Below are 22,271 nucleotides of genomic sequence, written 5' to 3'. Positions count from 1 at the left end.
GCTCGGCTGGCCCCCTCGATCTGACCGCCGGGACGACCATCTCTCCGCCATGCTGACCCAACTCTCGATCCGCGACGTGGTGCTGATCGAGAAGCTGGATCTGCTGCTGCACAAGGGCCTCACGGTGCTGACCGGCGAGACCGGTGCCGGCAAGTCGATCCTGCTCGACAGCCTCGGGCTGGCGCTCGGCGAGCGAGCCGCCACCGGGCTGGTGCGCGCCGGTGCCGAGCAGGCCAGCGTGACCGCCTGCTTCGACATGGCGCCGGATCATCCGCTGCACGACCTCCTGGGCGAGCAGGGCATCGGCCATGAGCCGGGCGAGCCGATCGTGCTACGCCGGATCGTCACCCGAGACGGCCGCTCGCGCGCCTACGTGAACGACCAGCCGGTGGGCGTGGCGTTGCTCCGGCGGGCCGGCGCGCTGCTGGTCGAGATCCAGGGCCAGCACGAGCAGATGGGGTTGGCCGACCAGGCGACCCATCTCGAGCTGCTCGACGCCTTCGGGGTGAAACCGGCGCTGCGCCAGGCGGTGGCCGGTCGGCATCGCGCCTGGAGCCTCGCCCGCACCGAGCTCGCCCAGGCGCGCCACCGCATCGAGGAAGCGGCGCGCGAGGAGGACTGGCTGCGGCAGTCGGTGCAGGACCTCGCCACCCTGTCGCCGCAGGAGGACGAGGAGAACCAGCTCGCCGCCACGCGCCAGGGGTTGCAGCAGGGTGAGCGTCGCGCCGAGGCGATCGCCGCCGCCCTGGCCGAGCTGACGCCGCGGGATCGTCGCAGTGGTGGTCCGGCCGCCGCATTGCGTGCCGCCAGCCGCGCGCTGCAAAGGCTGCTTCCGGCCGGCACGGCGGATCCATCGGCCGGCACGAGCAAGCCGGCCCATCCCGACACCGCCCAGGCACGTGCACAGGCCGCACTCGACGCCCTCGACCAGGCGGAATCGGCGCTCGCCGATGCGGAGGGCCTGCTGTCCAGGCTGAGCGCCGACCAGGAGGCCGACCCCAGGCTCCTCGAGCAGACCGAGGAACGGCTGTTCGCGCTGCGGGCGAGTGCGCGCAAGCATGGCGTTGCGGTGGTGGAATTGCCCGGCCTGCTGACGACCCTGCGCTCTCGGCTGGAAGCGCTGGAGACCGGCAACGCTCGGATCGAGGCGCTGGAACGGGCGGTCGCGGAAGCGCGCGCGGCATTCGAGACCGAGGGTGCGGCACTGACCGCCGCACGTGGGACGGCCTCGAAGCGGCTGGAGACCGCGGTGATGGCCGAGCTCAAGCCGCTGCGGCTGGAGCGCGCGCGCTTCATCGTGTCGCTCGAGCCGCTGGCGCCCGAGACCTGGACCGCCCGCGGCATGGAGCAGGCCGCCTTCCTGATCGCCGCCAATCCCGGGCAGCCGCCCGGTCCGCTGGCGCGCGTCGCGTCCGGTGGCGAGCTGTCACGGCTGATGCTGGCGCTCAAGGTGGTGCTGGCCGGCCGTTCGCTGATCCCGACGCTGGTGTTCGACGAGGTCGATTCCGGGGTCGGCGGCGCCACCGCGGCCTCGATCGGCGAGCGGCTGGCGCGTGTGGCGGATGACGTGCAGGTACTGGTGGTGACGCACAGCCCGCAGGTCGCGGCGCGCGGCGACAACCATCTGCGGATCGCCAAGTCGGTCACCCGCGAGCGCACCGAGACTCGCGCCGAGCCGCTCGACGGCCAAGCACGACGGGAGGAGATCGCCCGCATGCTGGCCGGCGAGACCATTACCGAGGCCGCGCGCAAGGCCGCCGACAGCCTGCTCGGGATCGCCTGATGGCGCGCAAGGCGGCTACCCCGGATGCCCGCGATCCGGCTTCGATTGGGCCGGACGAGCTCAACGAGACCGAGGCTGCGGCAGAACTGGCCCGCCTCGCCGCCCTGCTGGCCCGGCTTGGTCGCGCCTACCATGGCGGCGACGCACCGGAAGTCGACGATGCCGAATACGATGCGCTGGTGCGTCGAAACGAGGCGATCGAGCGACGCTTCCCGGACCTGGTCCGGGCGGACACGCCGTCCGCCAGGGTGGGTGCCGCACCCGAGGGCGGCTTCGCCAAGCACGCCCATCTGGTGCCGATGCTGTCGCTCGACAACGTGTTCGACCGGGCGGAATTCGAGGCCTTCGCTGCCCGCGCCCGGCGCTTCCTGGGCCTCAAGGACGAAGCCGATACCAGGCTGCGCTTCGTTGCCGAGCCGAAGATCGACGGACTGTCGATCAGCCTGACCTACCAGGACGGACGCTTCATCGGCGGCGCCACGCGCGGCGACGGCACCACCGGTGAGGACGTGACCGAGAACCTGCGCACGCTGCGCGGACTGCCCGAGCGGCTTTCCGGCGACGCTCCGGGGCTGATCGAGATCCGCGGTGAGGTGTTCCTGCGCAAGGCCGACTTCCTGGCCCTGAACCAGCACCAGGCGGAAGCCGGCCAGCGCCTGTTCGCCAACCCGCGCAACGCCGCCGCCGGCGCGCTGCGCCAGCTCGACGCCAGCGTCACCGCCGCCCGCCCGCTGTCGCTGTTCGCCTACGCGCAGGGTCGGTCCAGCGAGCCGGTTGCGGACACCCATTCCGATTATCTGGACCGTCTGCGCGGCTGGGGCTTCAGCGTGAACCCGCTCTCACAGGTGCTCGAGAGTGCCGAGGCGGCCGAGCGGTTCCAGGCCGACCTCGCATTGCAGCGCTCGTCGCTGGAGTACGACATCGACGGCGTGGTCTATAAGATCGACGATCTGGGGTTGCAGGAACGGCTCGGCTTCGTCGGCCGCGCACCACGCTGGGCGGTGGCCTGGAAATTTCCCGCCGAGCAGGCGATCACCCGGCTCGAGGAGATCCGCATCCAGGTCGGCCGCACCGGCGCGCTGACCCCGGTGGCGGTGCTGGAGCCGGTCAATGTCGGCGGCGTGCTGGTCACCCGCGCGACGCTGCACAATGCCGATGAGATCGCGCGGAAGGATGTGCGGCCGGGCGACCGGGTGCAGCTGCAGCGCGCCGGCGACGTGATCCCGCAGATCCTCGGCCGCGTGCCGGAAGAGGGTGTCGAGCGCGGCGAGCCGTACGTGTTCCCGGACCACTGCCCGGCCTGTGGCTCCAAGGCAGTGCGGGCGGAGGGCGAGGTGGTGGTCCGCTGCACCGGCGGCCTGGTCTGTCCGGCACAGACGGTCGAGCGGCTGATCCACCTGGTGTCACGGCCGGCCTTCGACATAGACGGGCTCGGCGACAAATCGATCCAGGAGTTCCACGAGGCCGGCCTGATCCGTACGCCCGCCGACATCTTCCGGCTGCGGCCAGAGGATCTCGAGGGCCGCGAGGGTTGGAAGGAAACCTCGATCAACCGGCTGATGCGGGCGATCGAAGCCGCGCGAACGATCCCGCTGGCGCGTTTCATTTTCGGTCTCGGCATCCGCCGGATCGGCGAGACCAACGCCCGGCTGCTGGCGCGCCATTACGGCTCGTACGCGGCCTGGCGGGAGCAGATGCAGGCCGCCACGACGGTGGGCTCGGACGAACGGCTGGCGCTCGGCAGCATCTCGCGGGTCGGCACGGCAATCGCCGACGAGCTGGCGACGTTCTTCGCCGAGGCGCACAACCGCGCGGCTCTCGATGAACTTGCAGGCCTGCTTACGATCGAGGACGAGGTAGCGCCCGAGAGCGCGGCCCTTGCCGGCAAGACCATCGTATTCACCGGCACGCTCACCACCATGACCCGGCCGGAAGCCAAGGCGATGGCGGAGCGGCTGGGCGCCAAGGTGACCGACAGCGTCAGCCAGAAGACCGACCTGGTGGTACTCGGCACCGACGCCGGCTCGAAAGCGAAAAAGGCCGCAGCACTGGGGATCGCCACTCTCGACGAAGCCGGCTGGCGCGAGCTCGCGGGTGTTGCGGAATAGGCCTTCCGTGCGTGTCGTCCTTTGACACGCAACAGCGCGGCTGATCAGGCCGTTCAAAGCCTGAACGAACTGATCGGAGTGACGCGCATGGCGGAAACGGAGGACGCGGCCCGCGAGCGTCGGCTGCACCTGCTGATCGCCAGGCTGCCGACGCGCATGGGCGGCTGGATCGAGTGGTTGCGGGCGCCGTCGCATGTCTGGGCCAGGGTGCCGGCCGGCCTGCTGCTGATCGCCGGTGGCTTCCTGGCGATCCTGCCGGTGTTCGGGCTCTGGATGCTGCCGCTCGGCGTCGTGCTGCTCGCCGAGGATATTCCCTGGCTCCGCCGCCTGACCGGCCGCCTGCTCGCCTGGATCGAGCACCGCCATCCAAAATGGCTCGATACCCGGCGACAGGAAACGATGCAGCCGGAATAGCCGGATAGTCGTGTCGAGGTTCTCGCGGAGCCGCCAGGAGACCCGTCGACATCATCGCGAATTCGCACCCGTGGTGACAAGCGGCGACACTGCGGATGAAGCTGTCCAGGGCGCCTGTCGAGCAGGGCGTCCTCGACCCGCCGGCCTTCAGGTCAGTCCCGACCGTTCCAGCACAGTCTCGACGTCCCGTGCGGCCTCGTCGGCCAGGGGGAGCACCGGCCGGATGGGCTGCGCCTCGCCGAAGCCTTCGCGTGACGCCGCAAGGTGCATGACGCGATAGCTGCTGTAGGCGCGGAACAGCCGCCAGACCGGCTCGAGCTGCCGGTTCAACTGAGCAACCTCTTCAGTCCGACCGCCCTGCGCCGCGCGCGTGAGACGCAGGGCGATATCCGGATACAGGCCGGCGAGAGCGCTGTACCAGGCATCGCCACCCGCCAGCAGCGCCTGGCCGGCGTGCCAGTCGACGCTGTAGCCGAGGGAGAAGTCGGATGGCACCCGGGCAAGCAGGTCGGCATGCAGGTCACCGATTTCGCCGACACCCGGCGCAGGATTCTTGACGGCGACGATATTCGGCAACTCGGCCAGGCGACCGACGAGCTCCGGCGTGAAGCTGAAATGCGTGGTGCCTGGATTATTGTAGATGCAGAGCGGCAGCCCGACTTCGGAGACCGCCTGGAAATGCTCGAAGACCTCGTGCTCCTGCAGCGGCACGTAGGACACCGGTGCCAGAAGCCCCATCTGCACGTCCGCACGGAGCGCGTCGCGTGCCAACTCCGACGCCTCGTCGGTGCGCAACGCGCCGATGCCGACCAGCAGCGGAACCCGCCCCGCAACACACTCCACGGCAGCCTCGATGGCCCGCAACCGCTCGGCGCGCGTGAGATAGGCGTAGGAGCCGGTGCTGCCCAGCAACCCGATCGAGTCGACACCGGCCGCAACGAGGCGCGCCAGCAGACGCTGCAGCGTCTCGGTATCGACGACCCCTGCCTCGTCGACCGGAGTGATCGGAAATGCGGAAAGTCCGGTGATCGTCTTCAACGTCCGGCTCTCCTATTGCATCAGCCAGACCGGCTCTTTCAGTTTGGCAACGAACGCCGCATGCGCCTCAAGCGCCTCCGCCGACGGCACGATCGGACGTGGAACCCGCGCCTGCGAGAGCGCATACGACACCGCCGACAGCCCACCCTCGTCCCGCGCCAGCTCGAACCCGCGCTGCCGTCCGCCCATCAGTTCGACATAGACCTGCGCCAGCAAACGACAATCGAGCAGCGCGTTGTGGGTGGTGCGCTCGCTGAGATCGATGCCGAACCGCCGGCACAGCGAGTCCAGGCTGTTCGGCAGACCCGGAAACCGCGTGCGCGCCATGTCGAGCGTGTCGAGCATGCGGGCTGGATGCAGCGACGGCATGTCCAGCCGCGCGAACTCCGCGTTGATGAAGCCGAAATCGAACGGCGCGTTGTGCGCGATCAGCACGTCGTCGCCGATAAACGCCAGGAACGCTTCCGCCACCTCGTGGAACTTCTTCTGTCCGATCAGGTGCGCGCGCGTGTAGCCGTGCACGCGCGAGGCCTCTTCCGGGATGTCGCGCTCCGGATCGATCAGCACGTGGTAGTGCCGCCCGGTCGGCAGGTCGCCGACGAGCTCCAGGGCGGCGATCTCGATCACCCGGTCGCCGGTCAGCGGATCCAGCCCGGTGGTCTCGGTGTCGAACAGGATCGCCCGCTTCATGGCCTGGATCTCCGGTGATGTCGCCGGCCACGGATGCCGACTCCGGCCGGCGCGCGCAGACGCACCAGCAGGCGACGTATCTGCCTGAGGCTGTGGGCGCGCGACAGCCCGGTCTTGATCACCACGTCGGCGCGGCGGCGCTTCTCGATGTCGGGCATCTGCCGGGCGATCAGCGATTCCGCCTCGGCCGGGCTCATCCCCCGCCGCCGCCGCCGCACCCGCCCCATCTGCAGCGCTTGCGGCGCCGACACCACCAGCACCAGGTCGCACAGCCGGTCGCCGCCACGCTCGAACAGCAGCGGGATGTCGAGCACCGCCCACGCGTGACCGGCCCGTCGCATCCGCGCCAGGAAGCGCTTCTGTTCGGCGCGGACCATCGGGTGGATGATGCGCTCGAGCCGCAGCATCAGCGCGTCGTCGGCGATCACCGCACGACGCAGGGCCGCCCGGTCGATACGCCCATCCCGGACCGTGGCCGGAATCAGCCGGCCGATCGCCGCGACCGCCCGGCCGCCGGGGGCCTGCAGCGCATGCACCGTCGCATCGGCGTCGAAGATCGGCAGCCCGGCCCGACGCAGCGCCGACGCCGCGGTCGACTTGCCCATGCCGATGCCGCCGGTCAGGCCGAGGATACGCATCAGCCGGTGCCACCCTCGTCGTTGCCGACAAGATCGAACAACGCGGCATCGACCGCCGGATCGACCCCGAACCAGTCGGCAAAGCCGGCTCGCGCCTGGTGCAGCAGCATGCCGAGCCCCTCGACCGTGCGCAGCCCGCGCGCTCCTGCCTCGGCGAGCAGTGGCGTGACCCGCGGCGCATAGACGATGTCGCACACCACCAGGCCTGTTGGTGCCTGGTCGAGCCGGCACGGCGATCTCGCTTCGGACGCGCCTGTCATGCCGATCGATGTGGTGTTGACCAGCAGTGCCTGGTCGCCGAGCGCCGCCTCCCGGTCGCCCCAGTCCAGCACGCGCGGCGATGGCCCGTCGCCGCCCTCCGCCAGCAGCTCCGCCAGTTCCTCGGCACGCGCGCGGGTGCGGTTGGCGAGATGCACCTGCACGCGAGCGGCCTGCAACGCGGCGGCGATCGCCCGGGCCGCACCGCCGGCGCCGAGCACCAGCGCCGGACCGCGCGACGGATCGACACCGGCGGCGCGGACGCTGTCGACGAACCCCTGCCCGTCACTGCTGTCGCCGACGATGCTGCCGTCCGGCGCGAACCGCAGCGTGTTCACCGAACCGCAGCGCCGTGCCGCATCCGACAGCACGTCGCTCAGCCGGAATGCCTCGAGCTTGTGCGGTATGGTGACGTTCACGCCGGCGAACCCGCTCGCCTGCAGTCCACGCAATGCCACCTCGAGCCGGCCCGGAGGCACCGGCAGCGGCACGTAGGCGCCGTCGATGCCGTAGCGACGCAGCCACTCGTTATGCAGCCGCGGCGAGCGGGAATGCGCCACCGGCCAGCCGACCAGGCCCGCCAGCCGCGTGGTGCCGCGAAGGCCGCGTGACGTCATGCGGGGCTCCCGGCACTCCGGCAGCGCGCCAGGGCCAGCGGCAGCAGCCGGGCCAGGCGCTCTGCCCAGGCGATCTGGCCATCCGGTTCGGCGATCAGGTCCTGCCTGATCTCGAGCTCGACGCAAAGCAGCCCGCGCTGCTCGCCATGCACCGGCACTGTGTAGTCGTCGAGGTCGGACAGCGCGTACGGCTCGTTGTCGCCCACCACCAGATCGCCCTCCGCCTCGAGCAGCGCCAGCAGCGCCAGCCCCAGCCGGGGGTCGTGGTTGTGCAGCACACCCGCATGCCAGGGCCGCACCCGCCCCGACATCGAGGGCGTGAAGCTGTGCACGGCGACCAGCACCGGCGGCCGGCCGGCCTGCAGGCGCGCGTCGATGTGGCGGGCGATGGTGTCCTGGTACGGCGTGAAGATCTCGTCGCGGCGGGCCATGCGGGCAGCGTCGTCCAGCTCCAGGTTGCCCGGAATGCTGGTGCCGTCGCTGCGCGGCGCGATCGAGGTCGCGTGGCCGGGGCGGCGGTTGCAATCGATCACCAGGCGCGAATAGGCCTGCATGATGGTGGTGGCGTCGAGCCGCGCGGACAGATCCTCCGCCACGCCGAGGGCCCCGATGTCCCAGGCGATGTGACGCTCGAATTCGGCATCCGGCAGGCCGAGTCGTCCCAGGGCTGTGGGCACCGCCCGTCCGGCATGGTCGACCACCAGCAGGAATTCCGAGTCGGCGTCGGTGCGCAGCACGCGGACCGGCGCCGGATCCGCCTCGCGCAGCAGGGCGGCGGCGCCTGGTGTGGCTTTCTCGTTCACGAGTGGAACAACTCTTGCTGCATTTCTTGCTCCCGGCGTTGGATTGCCTGACGCTGTTCGTGACCAACCCTGTTCATGAAGCGTCAACAGACTCGATGATAGCCTGATAGCGGCTGCACCCAGGAAGCTCGGAAGGACGGCGAATGCCGGTTCTGACTGTCAATCACGTCACCACCTACAGCTACCGTCGCGTCGTCGGCTTTGGCGAGCACCGGATGCTGTTCCGGCCGCGCGATTCCGCTGACCAGAGGCTGCTGTCCTGGGAGCTCGAGATCACGCCCAAGCCGATCGAGCTGCGGTCGATCCCGGACGCCTTCGGCAACACCGTCACCCTCGCCCGCTTCGCCGGCCGTGCCCGCGAGCTCACCTTCGAGAACCGGCTGGTGATCCACCACACGCCCACCACGCCCAGCGCCGAGCGGCTCGCTCCCTATGCCCGGTCCTGGCCGTTCACCTACGACAAGGACGACACCGCCGACCTCGCCAGGGTCAGGGAGCGGCATTACGAGGATTCCGAGCATACCGTCGATGCCTGGGCGCGCAGCTTCCTGCAGAACCACCCGACCGGAAATACCCTCGATCTGCTGGTCGATATCACCCAGGAGATCCGTCGCGGCTTCACCTACTCGGCCCGCTACGAGGAGGGCGTGCAGGAGCCGGCACGGACCCTGGCGCTGCGCAACGGCACCTGCCGGGACTACGCGGTGCTGATGATGGAGGCCGTCCGCGCCCTGGGCATGGCAGCCCGATTCGTGTCGGGCTACGTGTATTCACCCGGATCCGACGGGATCGCACGCATCGGCGGCGGGTCGACGCATGCCTGGGTGGAAGTCTATCTGCCCGGTTGCGGCTGGACCGAGTTCGATCCCACCAACGGCATCGTCGGCAGCCGCGACCTGATCCGCGTGGCCTCGGTGCGCGATTGGCACCAGGCAGTGCCGCTGGCCGGAACCTGGACCGGGTTTCCCGCCGACAGCATCGGCATGAAGGTGTCCGTCTCGGTCGGGCGGCGCGATCAGGAGGGGTCCGCCGAGACCGATCGCGACGGCGATACCCCTGATGGAGAGGCCTTCCGGGTCCGAAGCCGGGCCGACATCGTTCAGATCTCCTCGCGGGAGTCGTCCGGCGGCGGCGGAACCCGGCCCAGCCTCGATCGTTCCGCGGCTCAGGCCGGCTGACGGGGCCGGTCCAGCGTCGAGGTCGATCGTCACGACCGTTCAACTCATCGGCCGTCGTCAGGACGGCCGCCCTGGAAGAAAAGAGGGAAGCCGATGCTGATCCGCGCCGGATACGACATTGCCTTCAATGCCCCGAATCCGACGCCCCTGCTACTGATGTTGAGCATCCATCCCGAGCGGGAACCGGACCTGCAGACACAACCGCAGATGATGTTCGATCCGCCGATCCCGGCGCATCACTACCGCGACGCTTTCGGCAACGTGTGCACCCGCGTCCTGGCGCCGCCTGGGCTGCTGCGCATCACCGACCAGTTCACCATCGCCGACAGCGGCGAGCCTGACCTGCATGCGCCGGACGCGCAGCAGCTGCCTGTCGAGGAGCTGCCGGACGAGGTCCTGGTGTATCTGCTCGGCAGCCGGTACTGCGAGACCGACCGGCTGTCCGACACCGCCTGGTCGCTGTTCGGGCACATCACGCCGGGCTGGGCGCGCGTGCAGGCGATCGTCGAATACGTGCATGACCGCATCAGCTTCGGCTACGAGCACGCGCGCGCCACCCGCACGGCCTACGAGGGCTTCATCGAGCGCCGCGGCGTCTGCCGGGATTTCGCCCATCTGGCGGTGACGCTGTGCCGCTGCATGAACATCCCGGCACGCTACTGCACCGGCTATCTCGGCGATATCGGGGTGCCGCCGGTCGAGGACCCGATGGATTTCAGCGCCTGGTTCGACGTCTATCTCGGCGGCAAGTGGTACACGTTCGATGCGCGCCACAACCGCCGGCGCATCGGCCGGATCCTGATGGCGCGCGGCCGGGACGCCACCGACGTCGCCATCTCCACCGCGTTCGGCAGCGCCTGGCTGGCCGGCTTCGAGGTCATCACCTACCAGCAGGAAAGCTGAACGGTCGGCACCTCGTGGCTCAGCCGAGGAGGTGGCCGATCAGCGCCGCCGCCTCCGGTGAGGCCCAGTCGACCGGACCCTGCAGGCGCGCCACCTCCATGCCGCCGGCATTCACCAGCAGCGTGGTGGGGATGCCGTCCAGCCCAAGCGCGGCCAGGATCGTGCTGTGCGGGTCCAGCAGCATCGGCAGGGTATGGATCCCGTGTGCCGCGTAGAACGGCCGCACCGCATCCGCGCCACCACGATCGAGCGACACGGTCAGGACCTGGATGCCCGCTGGCGCCAGGGTGCGGGCAAGCGCGTCGAGCGCCGGCATCTCCGACACGCAGGGCACACACCAGGTCGCCCAGAGGTTCAGCACGACGCCGTGGCCGCGATACTGCTCCAGCGTGTGGGCGCCGCCATCCGCGCTCATGAAGCTGATCGCCGGCAGCACGGTGGGCGCGTGCGACTTGATCACGCTGAGCGGCTGCACCGGTGGCCCCGACGGAGCGGGTTGTTCGGCACCTGGCTGCTGAGCGGCCTGATCGGCATCCGCGTGCCCGATCAGGTATTTGCGCGCGACTGCGCCGGCCATTAGGGTCCCGGCGGCCGCGAGAACGCTGCGGCGAAGGGTTGTGCGCATGATCCTGGACATCGGATGCCTTTAGAAGAAGACGGTGCGCTCGGCCAGCCTCCGCGACAGGTCGAGGCGGTTGCAGCCCCGGCGGGTGCTCCAGCCGTGGCCAACGCGCAATGGGGCGGACGTTTCGCCGCCGGCCCCGCCGCCATCATGCAGGAGATCAACGCCTCGATCGGCTTCGACCAGCGGCTCTGGCGGCAGGACCTCCGCGGCTCCAAGGCGCATGCCCGGATGCTGGAGCAAGCCGGCATCCTGGATGCCGTCGATGCGGCCGCAATCCGGGACGGACTGGACGCGATCGGCGCCGAGATCGAGGCCGGCCGCTTCGTCTTCGAGACCGCCCTCGAGGACATCCACATGAACATCGAGGCGCGCCTGTCCGAGCGCATCGGCGAGGCCGGCAAGCGACTGCACACCGCGCGCAGCCGCAACGACCAGGTCGCCACCGACTTCCGCCTCTGGGTGCGCGACGCGATCGACGGCATCGACGCGCAGGTCGCCGCCCTCATGCTGAGCCTGGCGGCGCGCGCGCAGGAGCACGCTGCCGACCCGATGCCCGGCTTCACCCACCTGCAGACCGCCCAACCGGTGACCTTCGGCCATCACCTGCTGGCCTATGTCGAGATGCTGGCCCGCGATCGCGGCCGCCTCGCCGATACCCGCCGCCGCCTGAACGAATGCCCGCTCGGCTCGGCAGCGCTGGCCGGCACGTCGTTCCCGATCGACCGCAGCCTCACCGCGTCCCTGCTCGGCTTCGACCGGCCGACGCAGAACTCGCTCGACGCCGTGTCGGATCGCGATTTCGCGCTGGAGTACCTGTCGGCGCTGTCGATCCTGTCGGTGCATCTGTCCCGCCTCGCCGAGGAGATCGTCACCTGGTGCTCGGCGCCGTTCGGCTTCATCCGGCTGTCCGACGCCTTCACGACCGGCTCCTCGATCATGCCGCAGAAGCGCAATCCCGACGCCGCCGAGCTGACGCGCGCAAAAACCGGCCGCATCGTCGGCGCCCTGGTCGGGCTGCTCACGGTGATGAAGGGGCTGCCGCTGGCCTATGCCAAGGACATGCAGGAGGACAAGGAACCGGTGTTCCAGGCGACCGACGCGGCAGCGCTCTGCCTGGCAGCGATGGACGGCATGGTGCGTGACCTGGTGGCGCGGACCGACCGGATGCGGGCCCTGGCCGGCTCAGGCTATTCGACCGCGACCGACCTCGCCGACTGGCTGGTGCGGGTGCTGAAGCTGCCCTTCCGCGATGCGCATCACGTCACCGGCCGCCTCGTCGGACGTGCCGAGGCGCTCGGCGTGGAGCTGGCCGACCTGCCACTCGAGACGATGCAGGCCGAGCATCCCGGCATCACGGCCGACATGGTCGCGGTGCTGACGGTCGATGCGTCGATCGCGTCACGCACCAGCGAAGGCGGCACCGCCCCGGCGAACGTCGCGGCACAGGCGGCGCGCTGGATCGAGCGGTTGCAGAATCAGACCGGAGCCACCGCATGCACTTGACCACCCCATCCGCCACTCCGGTCGCGATCGGACGGATCGCGCGGCTCGGATTTTGCGCGCTCCTGCTGCTGGGCGTTGCCGCCTGCGGCAAGAAAGGCTCGCCGGAAGCACCCGGCCCCGGCGACAAGATCACCTATCCGCGGACCTACCCGACGCAGTAGCCGGCTCCTCCAGAGGCACCGCCCGGCCACCGGCGCCGGCAGCCGCCTCGATCTGGATGCCGATCGCCGCCCATCTTCCATCGGCGCGTCGCCAGAGCAGCGGTGCGCCGCTCGTGCCGCGGGTGGCGTCGCAGTCATGCACCAGCAACGGCCGTCCATCGCCGTCCGCGCTCATGCCGAGCAGCCTGCAGCCCGGATCGGCGATGGCCACCTCGTCACGGTCCTGGCCATAGCCGCCAAGCAGGACCGGGGCAGGAAAGTCGTGCGGCATCGGCGCCACCGGCAGCGCCTCCTGCTCCGTCAGCAGTCGATGGTCGAGCACCAGCACTGCGCGATCGGCGCCGGCGGTCCCGTTCTCGTCGAGCGGGCGGTAGGCCGGAGGCACCGTGAAGCTGACCACGCGGGCATGTGCGGCGTAGCTGCCGGCTCGATAGGCGCGCAGCACATGCACCGAGAAGGGCTGGATGAAGCGCCGGACATGCGGAAGATACAGGCAGTGCGCTGCGGTCACCACGACCTGCGGTGACACCAGGAACCCGGTGCAGCGCTCGCCGAGTTCGGTCTGGACCCGCACGAGGCTGCTCCAGGGCGCCGACCCCACATCCACCGGCACGCGGCGATCGAGCGGACCGACACCCGGACGCAGCGGCAAGGTCGATGCGACGTTGTAACAGAGCGGCAGGGAACACAGTGTCGCGAGTGCCACAAGAGAATTGAAGAATTTAACCATTCCTTCTCCGGCTCCTGGCAACAACAGCCGGCGCCATGGATGCGCCACAAACTGCCGGCACCGTTACGACGCGCAAGGAGAGGAGCTTCCGGTGATACGAACCGACCAGCCGTTCTCACGCGAATGCGCTTGCCTCACCCTGGATCGAATTGCCGCGCGAGCGTTGTGCGACATGTCGGGTTCGAGTGGGAGGGCGCCTTTATCGGACGTCGCCAAGAAACGGCTATACCGCCGCATGTTTCCGGACGATGTCAGTGAAGGGTCCGCTTTCGATGTCGAACTTCAAACCCGCACGTGAGCCCCGGGTGGGCGTCATCGTGGTGCACGCCTTCGGGCCTTACAAGGAAGGCCAGTTCCTCGAGGATCCGGTCCTGATCGACCAGCTCGTGGCGGACGGCCAGAGCTGGCGGATCAACGAGGCGGTGCTGCTGACACCGACCCGCTGAGTGCGCTCATCAGGCTCCGATGAAGGCGAGCAGATCAGCAGTCACCCGGGCATGTTCCGTATAGAACAAGCCGTGCGGTGCGCCGTCATACTCGATGAAGCGCGATCCGGGGATGGCAGCGACCGATCGCTGGCCGGATGCTTCCGACGGCACGGTCGTGTCCGAGGTGCCGTGGATGACCAGCGTCGGCTTGTCGAATGCCCGCATGTCAGCCCGAAAATCGGTCTCGGAGAACAGCCGGACGCAGTCGATGGTTGCGAGCGGCGAGCCCTGGAGCGCGAGAGTGCCGGTCCATTGAAGCAGCTCTGACGACACGCTGAAGTTCAGCAGGCCGGCGCCATAGAGCTTCTTCCCCAGACCCGCCAGAAAATGCGGCCGATCCTGGGAGAGCTGTTCCACCATCTGGTCGAAAATGTTGCGATCGACGCCGTCAGGGTTGTCCGGCGTCTTGACGAGGAACGGCGTCACCGCCGACAGCAGCACCATACGGGCGATGCGCGCGCTGCCATGCCGCGAGAGGTAACGCGCGACCTCGCCACCACCCATCGAAAAACCGACCAGGGTGACGTCGTGCAGGTCGAGCGTCTCGATCAAGGCGTGCAGGTCATCCGCGAGCACGTCGTAGTCATAGACGCCTCCCGGCTGGTCGGACCGGCCGAAGCCGCGGCGGTCATACGCAATCGTGCGCAGGCCTTTCCGAGCCATCGGGACCATCTGGTATTCCCACATGTCGGCGTTGAGCGGCCAGCCATGGATGAACACGACAGGCTTTCCCGAGCCCCAATCCTTGTAGAACAGCTCGACGCCGTCTGGTGTTTTGAAGAATGCCATGGTGTGTGCTCCTGCCGTTCACCGTCGAACGGATAGGCATCCACGCCGGTTCCGCGCCGCCACCGGCGTTAACCTCGCCTTAACCCGCGTCAGCCCAGTTTCGGCCGATCGGGGGCGAAGTGATGACAGCGAATACGGCGACCAGCAGCGTGCGATCACGTCGAGCTTCACCCACGACGGGTCTGGCTGGCATGGACTTCGCCACGACGGCCGCACCGGCGACGGTTCCGGACCGTGCGGCGCTTTATGCGATCCGCCTGCTGTTCGACCGCGATTTCTACCTGTCCAGGAACCAGGACGTCGCCCGGTGCGGGATCGATCCCCTCGACCACTTCCTCACGGCCGGGCTGGCCGAGGGCCGGTCTCCGTGCGCCCTCTTCGATCCCGAGTTCTACCTGCTCCAGCAGGCCGCTCCGCCTGACCGTGAGTTCCTGTTCCTGCATTACCTGACTGTCGGCATCCGGGCCGGCCTCGATCCGCATCCGCTGGTCGAAACCGGGTTCTATATCGCCCAGTCGCCGCCGCTGCCGCCGCATACCAACCCGCTGACCCACATGCTGGGCGCCGGACGACGGGAACATCGCCGCCCCAACCGGCTGTTCGACCCGGCCTACTACCGCCGTCGCCAGCAGCGCAGCGAACAGACCCTGCACCCGCTCATCCACTACGTGCTCCGTGGCTGGCAGGAGAAGCTGCAGCCGCATCCGCTGTTCGATGTCGCCACCTATCTCGAGACGCGCCCCGACATCGAGGCCGCAGGCGTCGATCCGCTCGCCCATTACCTGCGGCACGGCCACCGCGAGCAGACCCGAACCCACTGGCTGTTCGACCCCGAGCATTACGCGGCCAGTTCTGGGGATGGCATCCTGTTGCAGGACGCGCTGCTGCACTGCGCCGTCAATGATTGCGGGCTGGAGCGTTCGCCGCACCCCCTGTTCGACGCGCGCCACTACCTGCGCCAGCATCCCGACCTCGCCGATAGCGGGATCGACCCGTTCCTGCATTTCCTCGAGTTCGGCCTGCACGAGAACCGCGATCCGCATCCGCTGTTCGATACCTGGTTCTATCGCAGCCAGAATCCGGACGTCGTCGAGAGCGGAACAACACCGTTCGAGCATTATATCCGACACGGCATCACAGAGGGCCGCGACCCGAACCCGTTCTTTCCTGCACCGATCTATCAGGTGCGCAATCCCGCCGTGCGGGGCGAGAGTGCCGGGCCGCTCGCGCATTTCCTGCGGACGCCGGCGACCCACCTCTCGCCGCTCTGCATGGAATTCGATGCGGCCTACTACATGGCCTGCCACCCAACCTGCGCCATCGCCGCCCGAGCCGGTGTCCCGCCGCTCAGCCACTACCTGGCGGCCGGGCGTGCCGCGCGGCTGTCACCGCGGCCGGTGCCGATCGATCGCCACCCTTGGATCGGGCCGCTCGATCCTGGCCGACTGCAGCTGTCGGACCCGACGGGCCAGGAGGACGCGGCGGCCCGCACATCCGTACTGCTCATCGTGCAGGAGGCATCGCACACCGAGGCGTGCATCAGCGCGCTCAGGGCGTTGCATTGCCTGGTGACCGATCCCGAACTGCAGTGCCGCGTGGTCATCCGTCGCGACGGGCCGCTCACGTCGGCGTTCGCAGGCCTGGCGTCGACAATAATCCTGTCTGGCGCATCCGGAGGGTCGGCTGACACCGACCTGCTGGTCGAGATCCTGTACTCTTTCCGCGACCTTCCGTCGCCTCGCATCGTGATCCTCAACAGCGCCGGCATGCCGGAGACAGCCGCGGTAGCCAAAAGCCTCGGGCTTGAGCTTATCGCGTGGCTGCACGAACCACCGCTGCTGATCGACAGCCTGCTAGGGGGTGACGCGTCGATGCGGATCCTGGCCGCCGCGGCGTCCCGCATCGTGACATCCTCCACGGCTGCCCGGGAGGCACTGGTCGGTCGCTACAAACTCCAGAACAAGCATGTCGTCGTTCTCGTGGACGGCGTGCCGGAACCCGCGGCCCTCGATACCCGCGAAGCCAGGCTGGCGCTCCGCCGGCAAATGGGACTGCCGCCAGACGCGCTCATCGTGCTCGGAAGTGGCAGCGTCGGTTTTCGCGACGGCACCGACCTTTTCATTCGCGTCGCAAGCCGGGTGATTGCCCATGGTGCAGATCAGGGCCCACCCGCCAGCGCCTTGCAGCAGGCGTTCTTCCTGTGGATCGGAGCCGCCGAGGATCCGCTATTCGCCCTCCTCTGCCAGACCGACATCGACCGCCTGGGCCTGTCCGACCGGATCCGCCTACTCGGACTGCAGCCCGATGCGGCCGACCTCATCGCGGCCGCTGACCTGTTCCTGCTGACATCGCGCGAGGACGTCACCGGCACCGGCGGCATCCAGGCACAGCTCGCCGGGCTGACGATAGTCGGGTTTCGTGGCTGCACGGCAGGACTTCTCGAAACGGCCACGGCCTCAGGCAAGGCCACCGCACGGCCCCGGCTGCTCGAGGTCGACTATCTCGACCTTGAGGCAATGAGCGCCGCCGTCATCGCGTGCGGCAACCGACCCGCACGCAGGGCCCGCAGCGCTCCGCTCGACCAGACGCACCGGCCCAGCTGGGAGCACTGGCACCAGGGCTTGCGCGGGTTGCTGGCGAACATGCTCACGGTTCCGGTGACAACCGCGGTGGTCGTTCCGAGCCAAGCCCGAGCAACCCGGCGTGGCAAATCTGCAGCCCGTGAAGCGGCCCCACTGGGGCACGCCCTGGCACCATGATCAGTCGACCATCAACCGCGGGGCCCGAGCAGGTCCGGGCCGAGCGAGTCCGTGCTGAGCGAGTCCGGGCCGAACGAGTCCGGCAGCAGCTCGCCGAGGCTGCGCACGAGGAGCACCCGGCCGGACCGATCGACCATGCGGATGCCGACATCCGGAAGGGCAAACTCCCGAAGCTTCTGACGGCAACCCCCGCACGGCGTGCACGGTCCGGAGCCGCTGCCGGCAATGACCACCGCCTGGACGCAGCGGCTCCCGGCCAGGATCATCGCCGAGATCGCCGCCGCCTCGGCACAGGTCCCCTGCGGATAGGCCGCGTTCTCCACGTTGCAGCCGGCATGGATCAGCCCCTGCTCGCATCGTATCGACGCGCCAACCTGGAAGCCCGAATAGCGCGCGTATGCCTTCCCACGCGCTGCCAGCGCCGCCTCGATCATCGCATCCGTCATCGCGTGGCTTCCGGTCGTATCCGTTGCAGGGTAGGCGCCGCACCGGTTCGGCACCACTGCGGCCGAGCACTGGAGAGAGGAAGGCCGACCGGGACTTGGAGAGCAGCCGGCTCCTCTCTACTCTCTTACCTGATGCCGGTCCGGTCTGCCCTGACACACGCCTCCCCCGCTTTCGGGACGGATCCCACCGTGGCCGAGCTGCTGGCGGCGCGGCCCCATTTGCGCATGCATGCGATCGACGGCCTGATGCTGGAGCAGGTGCCGCTCGACAGCATCGCGGCCGCACTCGGAACCCCGGTCTGGGTGACCGGGGCTGCCACCCTCAGGGCACGTTATCACCGGCTGCGGAGCGCGCTCGACGATGCAGGCCTGGGGGCCCGGATCCATTACGCAGTCAAGGCGAACGACCACCTCGTCATATTGCGTATCCTCGGTGCGGAGGGTGCCGGCGCGGATGTGGTCAGTGCGGGCGAGTTGCGCCGCGCCATCGCGGCAGGGATCCTGCCGTCGCGGATCGTGTTTTCCGGTGTCGGCAAGTCCGATGACGAGCTCGGCCTGGCGCTGTCGCTGTCGATCAGCCAGATCAACGTCGAAAGCCGGGAGGAGCTCGAGCGGCTCTCGAGCCTTTCGGTGGCTTGCGGCAGGCCCGCCCGGGTCGCGCTGCGGGTCAATCCCGACATCGACGCCGGAACACACGCCAAGATCACCACCGGCCTTGCCGACAACAAGTTCGGCATCGCCTGGGGAGAGGCGGCGGCGCTCTATGCCCGGGCCACCAGGCTGCCCGGCATCGATGCGGTCGGTTTCGCCGTTCATATCGGCAGCCAGATCATCGACCCGGCGCCGTTCCGGGCTGCCTATGGCCGCGTCGCCGACCTCGTGCGTGAGGTTCGCGCGTCCGGGTGCCGGGTCTCGCTGGTGGATTGCGGTGGCGGCCTGGGCATCGGATACCGCAACGAGAGCGAGGGTTCACCACGCGCACTGGCCCACGCGATCCGCGAGACGCTTGGCGGACTCGGGCTGGAGCTGGTGGTCGAGCCCGGCCGTTGGTTGGTGGCACCCGCCGGCGTGCTGCTGTCACGGGTGCTTCTGGTCAAGCAGGGTGCGGCAGGCTCGGCTCCTTTCGTGGTGCTGGATGCGGCGATGAACGACCTGTTGCGGCCGAGCCTGTACGAGGCCTGGCACGGCGTGGTGCCGCTATCGCCACGCGACGCGATCGGGCCCGCCAGCGCCGCTCATCTGGTCGGGCCGGTTTGCGAGACCGGCGACACCTTCGCACGCGACCGACCGATGCCGGCATTGCAGGCCGGCGCCCGGGTGGCGATCCTCGACACCGGCGCCTACGGTGCGGTGATGAGCTCCACCTATAACGCCAGGCCGCTGGCCGCGCAGGCGCTTGTGGATGGCGCCCGCTGGACCACCATCCGAGCCAGGCAGCCGGTCGAGCAGCTCTGGGCCGGCGAGGTCGTGCCGGATTGGCTCGAAGCCGATCGGTCCCGCCCCGGGTATCCGGGCGAGGTCCACCCCGCTCGAACCACCCCGAAAACGACATGAGCGACATCACCTCGGGTCCGACCGGGCATCTCCCGCTGCTGCAGCGGGCGCGCCGTAACGCTGCCCGTGTGCTCTGGATCGAGCAGATCTGGCCGGCGGTGCTACCTGCGCTGGCCGTGGTCGTGGTCCTGGTGATCGTCTCCCTGATGACCCTGCCGCAGCGGCTGCCAGGCTGGCTGCACGGCCTGTTGCTGCTCTGCGTCGCTGCCGCCATCGTCCGGATGCTCGACCGTCGCCTGCGCCGCCTGCATGCCCCGACGACACCGCGGCTGGACCGCCGCATCGAGCAGGCGTCGAGGTTGCCGCATCATCCCCTGCTCGCGCTTGCCGACCGGCCAGCCTTCCACGGTGTGCCGGCCGACGCCACCAGCCTGATCTGGCAGGCGCATCTGGTCCGGACTGGTGCGGCCCTCCACAACCTGGGAGCCGGCTGGCCCCGACTCGGCCTGCGCCGACATGATCGCTACCACCTTGCGTTGCCGCTGCTGGCGCTTCTGCTGGTGGCGCTGTTGCTGGCCGGCCGGGACGCGCCGTTGCGGGTCGCCAGCGGATTCTGGCCAGGGCTGGAACTGCCGCTGGGCCCACGGCCGGCTCTCCAGGCCTGGATCACGCCGCCGGACTATGCGGGCGGCGCACCGATCTTCCTCACCGATCCGCAGGGTCGATACGAGGTGCCAGCCGGCTCGAAGTTGATGCTCAGCCTGACCGGGCTCGCGGGCCAGCCCGACATCCGGATCGGCGGCATCGACCACCCGCGCGCTACGCGCCTTTCCGGGACCAGCTGGACCCTCGGGCAGGTGCTTTCGGGCAACACCACGATCCGCGTCAGCGGTGCCGGATACCGGCTGGCGGACTGGACCGTGACCGCGCAGCCGATCGTGGCGCCGGTGGTGAGCTGGACCTCGCCTCCGGGGCCGGCGCCCAACGAGCCGTGGCACACGCGGCTGCCCTGGTCGATGACCCACCGCTATGGCGTGAACAGCCTGGCCGCCGAGCTCAGGCTGGCCTCGCCCGATGGGGATGCGACGCAGCGGGTCGTGCGGGTGCCGATCCCGCTGCCCGACGGCGCACTGTCCGGCCACGGCTCCACGCACGGCGTGGCGTTGCCCGATCTGTCGGCCGACCCCTGGGCCGGCGAGGCGGTGATCGGCCGCCTGATCGCCACGGATGCCGCCGGGCAGACCGGCCGCAGTCCCGAAGCACGCTTCACCCTGCCCGCGCGGCCGTTCCGCAACCCGCTGGCGCGCGCTGTACTGGATGTACGCAAGCGGCTGGCACTCGGCCGCGAGCTTCCGGCAGAGGCTGCCGACGATCTGCAGGCGCTGGGCGATACGCCGGGCGAGTTTGCGCATGACAGCAGCCTGTTCCTGAACCTGTCAGCCGACGCTGCGCTGCTGCGCGTGCCTGTCGCGGTCGGGCCCGACACGCGCGATGAGGCGACCGACCGGCTGTGGCAGCTGGCGCTGGCGCTCGAGGACGGGCTGCATAACGACCGCGCCGGAGCGCGGGCGGCGCTCGACGTGCGTGCAGCCCAGGAAAGCCTGTCCGCCCAGCTCGAGCACATGCGTCAGCTTGGCGCCAAGGGGCAGTCGGATGCCGAACAGTCCGAGTTGCGCCGCAAGATCGACGCGCTGACTGCGGCCATCGGGCGCCGGATGCAGGCGCTTGCGGCGCAGGCGCAACGCGATCACACCGCGATGCCGCAGATGCCCGACCAGAAGCTGCTGAGTGGCCAGGACCTGGCGCGCATGCTGCAGCAGATGCGCGATGCGGCTGCCAACGGCCATCCGCAGGATGCGATGCAGATGCTCTCCCGGATGCAGGCGATGCTCGATCACATGCGGGCAGCGACACCGGAGGATCTGCAGAGCGCCCGCCAGCAGGCAGCGGCGCAGCAGCAGGCGAAGGAGCAGATGGAGGCCGTCCAGGACCTGGTGCAACGACAAAGCGCGCTTCTCGACCATGCACAGTCGCGTCAGGCGCAGGCGGACGCAGCTGCGAAGGCCCAGTCGCTGGCCGATGCGGAGAACCAGGCGCAAGCCGGCAGCCCCGACGGCGGTGCTACGGATCCGGCCACGCGCGAGTTGATGCGCCAGCTGGGGATCCCGGATAATGGCCTGCCGGACAATGATGGGCCGGATGCAGCATCTCGTCCTTCGCAGCCTCCTTCCGGCGCGGGTGCGGGCGCGGATCGACCGGCGCCTGCTCCGCCGCCGGGACAGCAGGCAAGCCAGCACGCCGACAGTCATGCGCAGCATGTCCTGCAACGGGCCCTGGACGAGCTCTCGACCGAGTTCAAGTCGCTGACCGGCAAGCAGGCCGAGGGTTTCGACGAGGCGGCGAAGGCGATGGATCGCGCGCATGATGCCCTCGCGGCCGGCCGCGACGCGCCTGCCGCGGAAGCGCAGATGCAGGCACTCGCCGCGCTGCAGAAGGGCGGCCAGCAGATGCGCAGTGCGATGTCGGGCGGTGGCGGCGCCGGCGGGACCGGCATGGCGCTGCTTCCGGGCGGCGACAACGGCGACGGCACCGGCAACGAACCCGGCGGCGACCAGGACCAGGATGCGGCTGGCAATCCGGACAACGATACCGGGAGGGATCCGCTCGGCAGGCACCTCGCCTCCGGGCATGGCGGCATGGATGACGGGTCCGACACCCATGTGCCGGAGACCACCGAGACCGGCCGGTCACGCGAGATCGAGCAGGAACTGCGGCGCCGCGACAGCGACCGCACCCGGCCGCCATCTGAACTCGACTACCTGGACCGGTTGCTGAAGCCGTTCTGA

20 protein-coding genes are annotated in these 22,271 nt (G+C 69.4%); 11 read left to right on the top strand and 9 right to left on the bottom strand.

Annotated features, from left to right (window positions below; translation table 11 throughout):
• The first annotated feature begins 49 nt into the window (after nt 1-49).
• The 3 genes from recN to ACOEQ2_RS13380 all read left to right on the top strand — a co-directional run bounded on the left by recN (nt 50) and on the right by ACOEQ2_RS13380 (nt 4,305).
• A complete protein-coding gene (gene recN, locus ACOEQ2_RS13390) occupies nt 50-1,783 on the top strand; it encodes a DNA repair protein RecN (RefSeq protein WP_419728470.1) in 1,734 nt (577 codons plus the stop codon).
• Nucleotides 1,783-3,891 (top strand): NAD-dependent DNA ligase LigA, encoded by a 2,109-nt coding sequence (ligA, locus tag ACOEQ2_RS13385; protein WP_419728469.1) that lies wholly within the window; start codon nt 1,783-1,785, stop codon nt 3,889-3,891. The genes recN and ligA overlap by 1 nt, the downstream gene beginning before the upstream one ends.
• An 87-nt stretch (nt 3,892-3,978) precedes the next feature.
• Nucleotides 3,979-4,305 (top strand): hypothetical protein, encoded by a 327-nt coding sequence (locus tag ACOEQ2_RS13380; protein WP_419728468.1) that lies wholly within the window; start codon nt 3,979-3,981, stop codon nt 4,303-4,305.
• Nucleotides 4,306-4,452: 147 nt separating this feature from the next.
• Here the strand turns inward: ACOEQ2_RS13380 and ACOEQ2_RS13375 are convergent, their stop codons facing one another.
• From ACOEQ2_RS13375 to ACOEQ2_RS13355, 5 genes are read right to left on the bottom strand one after another with little or no spacing between them, the layout of a single operon-like run.
• Nucleotides 4,453-5,343 carry a dihydrodipicolinate synthase family protein gene (locus ACOEQ2_RS13375; RefSeq protein WP_419728467.1) on the bottom strand — a complete coding sequence of 297 codons (891 nt, stop codon included), beginning with the start codon at nt 5,341-5,343 and terminating at the stop codon, nt 4,453-4,455.
• Nucleotides 5,344-5,355: 12 nt separating this feature from the next.
• Nucleotides 5,356-6,033: a DNA polymerase III subunit epsilon gene (dnaQ, locus tag ACOEQ2_RS13370; RefSeq protein ID WP_419728466.1), complete on the bottom strand. Its 678-nt coding sequence runs from the start codon at nt 6,031-6,033 to the stop codon at nt 5,356-5,358.
• Nucleotides 6,030-6,671 carry a dephospho-CoA kinase gene (gene coaE / locus ACOEQ2_RS13365; protein WP_419728465.1) on the bottom strand — a complete coding sequence of 214 codons (642 nt, stop codon included), beginning with the start codon at nt 6,669-6,671 and terminating at the stop codon, nt 6,030-6,032. Before coaE ends, dnaQ begins: the two co-directional genes overlap by 4 nt.
• Nucleotides 6,671-7,546, bottom strand: a complete 876-nt coding sequence (locus ACOEQ2_RS13360; RefSeq protein ID WP_419728464.1) for a shikimate dehydrogenase — start codon at nt 7,544-7,546, stop codon at nt 6,671-6,673. The genes coaE and ACOEQ2_RS13360 overlap by 1 nt, the downstream gene beginning before the upstream one ends.
• On the bottom strand, nt 7,543-8,316 hold the full coding sequence (locus ACOEQ2_RS13355) for an N-formylglutamate amidohydrolase (protein ID WP_419731224.1): 774 nt from the start codon (nt 8,314-8,316) through the stop codon (nt 7,543-7,545). Before ACOEQ2_RS13355 ends, ACOEQ2_RS13360 begins: the two co-directional genes overlap by 4 nt.
• A 176-nt stretch (nt 8,317-8,492) precedes the next feature.
• On the opposite strand from ACOEQ2_RS13355, the gene ACOEQ2_RS13350 reads away from it, so the two are divergent.
• Both ACOEQ2_RS13350 and ACOEQ2_RS13345 read left to right on the top strand, forming a co-directional pair.
• On the top strand, nt 8,493-9,527 hold the full coding sequence (locus tag ACOEQ2_RS13350) for a transglutaminase family protein (protein ID WP_419728463.1): 1,035 nt from the start codon (nt 8,493-8,495) through the stop codon (nt 9,525-9,527).
• 93 nt (nt 9,528-9,620) lie between these two features.
• Entirely contained in the window at nt 9,621-10,430 is an 810-nt protein-coding gene (locus ACOEQ2_RS13345) for a transglutaminase-like domain-containing protein (RefSeq protein ID WP_419728462.1), read from the top strand.
• Between the two features lie 19 nt (nt 10,431-10,449).
• Here the strand turns inward: ACOEQ2_RS13345 and ACOEQ2_RS13340 are convergent, their stop codons facing one another.
• On the bottom strand, nt 10,450-11,007 hold the full coding sequence (locus ACOEQ2_RS13340) for a TlpA disulfide reductase family protein (protein WP_419728461.1): 558 nt from the start codon (nt 11,005-11,007) through the stop codon (nt 10,450-10,452).
• 63 nt (nt 11,008-11,070) lie between these two features.
• Between ACOEQ2_RS13340 and argH the strand changes: the two genes are divergently transcribed.
• Both argH and ACOEQ2_RS13330 read left to right on the top strand, forming a co-directional pair.
• The gene (gene argH / locus ACOEQ2_RS13335; RefSeq protein WP_419728460.1) at nt 11,071-12,558 is read left to right on the top strand and encodes an argininosuccinate lyase; all 1,488 of its coding nucleotides are present in this window, start codon (nt 11,071-11,073) and stop codon (nt 12,556-12,558) included.
• Nucleotides 12,549-12,719 (top strand): hypothetical protein, encoded by a 171-nt coding sequence (locus ACOEQ2_RS13330; RefSeq protein WP_419728459.1) that lies wholly within the window; start codon nt 12,549-12,551, stop codon nt 12,717-12,719. Before argH ends, ACOEQ2_RS13330 begins: the two co-directional genes overlap by 10 nt.
• Here the strand turns inward: ACOEQ2_RS13330 and ACOEQ2_RS13325 are convergent.
• A complete protein-coding gene (locus ACOEQ2_RS13325; RefSeq protein ID WP_419728458.1) occupies nt 12,688-13,449 on the bottom strand; it encodes a trypsin-like serine peptidase in 762 nt (253 codons plus the stop codon). The genes ACOEQ2_RS13330 and ACOEQ2_RS13325 overlap by 32 nt on opposite strands.
• Nucleotides 13,450-13,721: 272 nt before the next feature.
• Here ACOEQ2_RS13325 and ACOEQ2_RS13320 point away from each other — a divergent pair, with 272 nt between their 5' ends.
• Complete coding sequence (locus tag ACOEQ2_RS13320; protein ID WP_419728457.1) at nt 13,722-13,895, top strand: hypothetical protein; 174 nt, start codon at nt 13,722-13,724, stop codon at nt 13,893-13,895.
• Between the two features lie 9 nt (nt 13,896-13,904).
• Here the strand turns inward: ACOEQ2_RS13320 and ACOEQ2_RS13315 are convergent, their stop codons facing one another.
• Nucleotides 13,905-14,726, bottom strand: coding sequence for an alpha/beta fold hydrolase (locus ACOEQ2_RS13315; protein ID WP_419728456.1), 822 nt, complete (start codon nt 14,724-14,726; stop codon nt 13,905-13,907).
• 191 nt (nt 14,727-14,917) lie between these two features.
• On the opposite strand from ACOEQ2_RS13315, the gene ACOEQ2_RS13310 reads away from it, so the two are divergent.
• Complete coding sequence (locus ACOEQ2_RS13310; RefSeq protein ID WP_419728455.1) at nt 14,918-17,485, top strand: hypothetical protein; 2,568 nt, start codon at nt 14,918-14,920, stop codon at nt 17,483-17,485.
• An 11-nt stretch (nt 17,486-17,496) separates the two neighbouring features.
• On the opposite strand, the gene cdd is transcribed toward ACOEQ2_RS13310, so the two are convergent.
• A complete protein-coding gene (gene cdd / locus ACOEQ2_RS13305) occupies nt 17,497-17,985 on the bottom strand; it encodes a cytidine deaminase (protein WP_419728454.1) in 489 nt (162 codons plus the stop codon).
• 78 nt (nt 17,986-18,063) lie between these two features.
• Here cdd and lysA point away from each other — a divergent pair, with 78 nt between their 5' ends.
• Nucleotides 18,064-19,485: a diaminopimelate decarboxylase gene (lysA, locus tag ACOEQ2_RS13300; RefSeq protein WP_419728453.1), complete on the top strand. Its 1,422-nt coding sequence runs from the start codon at nt 18,064-18,066 to the stop codon at nt 19,483-19,485.
• A complete protein-coding gene (locus ACOEQ2_RS13295; protein WP_419728452.1) occupies nt 19,482-22,271 on the top strand; it encodes a DUF4175 domain-containing protein in 2,790 nt (929 codons plus the stop codon). Before lysA ends, ACOEQ2_RS13295 begins: the two co-directional genes overlap by 4 nt.

This window comes from Lichenicola sp. (assembly GCF_965198575.1).
Lineage (GTDB): Bacteria > Pseudomonadota > Alphaproteobacteria > Acetobacterales > Acetobacteraceae > Lichenicola.
This window is presented reverse-complemented; position numbering and strand designations above follow the sequence as displayed.

What these genes read in the sequence shown, in the direction of transcription:
- recN (WP_419728470.1), top strand. Translation starts at nt 50, where the DNA reads ATGCTGACCCAACTCTCGATCCGCGACGTGGTGCTGATCGAGAAGCTG.
- ligA (WP_419728469.1), top strand. Translation starts at nt 1,783, where the DNA reads ATGGCGCGCAAGGCGGCTACCCCGGATGCCCGCGATCCGGCTTCGATT.
- ACOEQ2_RS13380 (WP_419728468.1), top strand. Translation starts at nt 3,979, where the DNA reads ATGGCGGAAACGGAGGACGCGGCCCGCGAGCGTCGGCTGCACCTGCTG.
- dnaQ (WP_419728466.1), bottom strand. Translation starts at nt 6,033, where the DNA reads ATGAAGCGGGCGATCCTGTTCGACACCGAGACCACCGGGCTGGATCCG.
- coaE (WP_419728465.1), bottom strand. Translation starts at nt 6,671, where the DNA reads ATGCGTATCCTCGGCCTGACCGGCGGCATCGGCATGGGCAAGTCGACC.
- ACOEQ2_RS13360 (WP_419728464.1), bottom strand. Translation starts at nt 7,546, where the DNA reads ATGACGTCACGCGGCCTTCGCGGCACCACGCGGCTGGCGGGCCTGGTC.
- ACOEQ2_RS13350 (WP_419728463.1), top strand. Translation starts at nt 8,493, where the DNA reads ATGCCGGTTCTGACTGTCAATCACGTCACCACCTACAGCTACCGTCGC.
- ACOEQ2_RS13345 (WP_419728462.1), top strand. Translation starts at nt 9,621, where the DNA reads ATGCTGATCCGCGCCGGATACGACATTGCCTTCAATGCCCCGAATCCG.
- ACOEQ2_RS13340 (WP_419728461.1), bottom strand. Translation starts at nt 11,007, where the DNA reads ATGGCCGGCGCAGTCGCGCGCAAATACCTGATCGGGCACGCGGATGCC.
- argH (WP_419728460.1), top strand. Translation starts at nt 11,071, where the DNA reads ATGCCTTTAGAAGAAGACGGTGCGCTCGGCCAGCCTCCGCGACAGGTC.
- ACOEQ2_RS13330 (WP_419728459.1), top strand. Translation starts at nt 12,549, where the DNA reads ATGCACTTGACCACCCCATCCGCCACTCCGGTCGCGATCGGACGGATC.
- ACOEQ2_RS13325 (WP_419728458.1), bottom strand. Translation starts at nt 13,449, where the DNA reads ATGGTTAAATTCTTCAATTCTCTTGTGGCACTCGCGACACTGTGTTCC.
- ACOEQ2_RS13320 (WP_419728457.1), top strand. Translation starts at nt 13,722, where the DNA reads ATGTCGAACTTCAAACCCGCACGTGAGCCCCGGGTGGGCGTCATCGTG.
- ACOEQ2_RS13315 (WP_419728456.1), bottom strand. Translation starts at nt 14,726, where the DNA reads ATGGCATTCTTCAAAACACCAGACGGCGTCGAGCTGTTCTACAAGGAT.
- ACOEQ2_RS13310 (WP_419728455.1), top strand. Translation starts at nt 14,918, where the DNA reads ATGGACTTCGCCACGACGGCCGCACCGGCGACGGTTCCGGACCGTGCG.
- lysA (WP_419728453.1), top strand. Translation starts at nt 18,064, where the DNA reads ATGCCGGTCCGGTCTGCCCTGACACACGCCTCCCCCGCTTTCGGGACG.
- ACOEQ2_RS13295 (WP_419728452.1), top strand. Translation starts at nt 19,482, where the DNA reads ATGAGCGACATCACCTCGGGTCCGACCGGGCATCTCCCGCTGCTGCAG.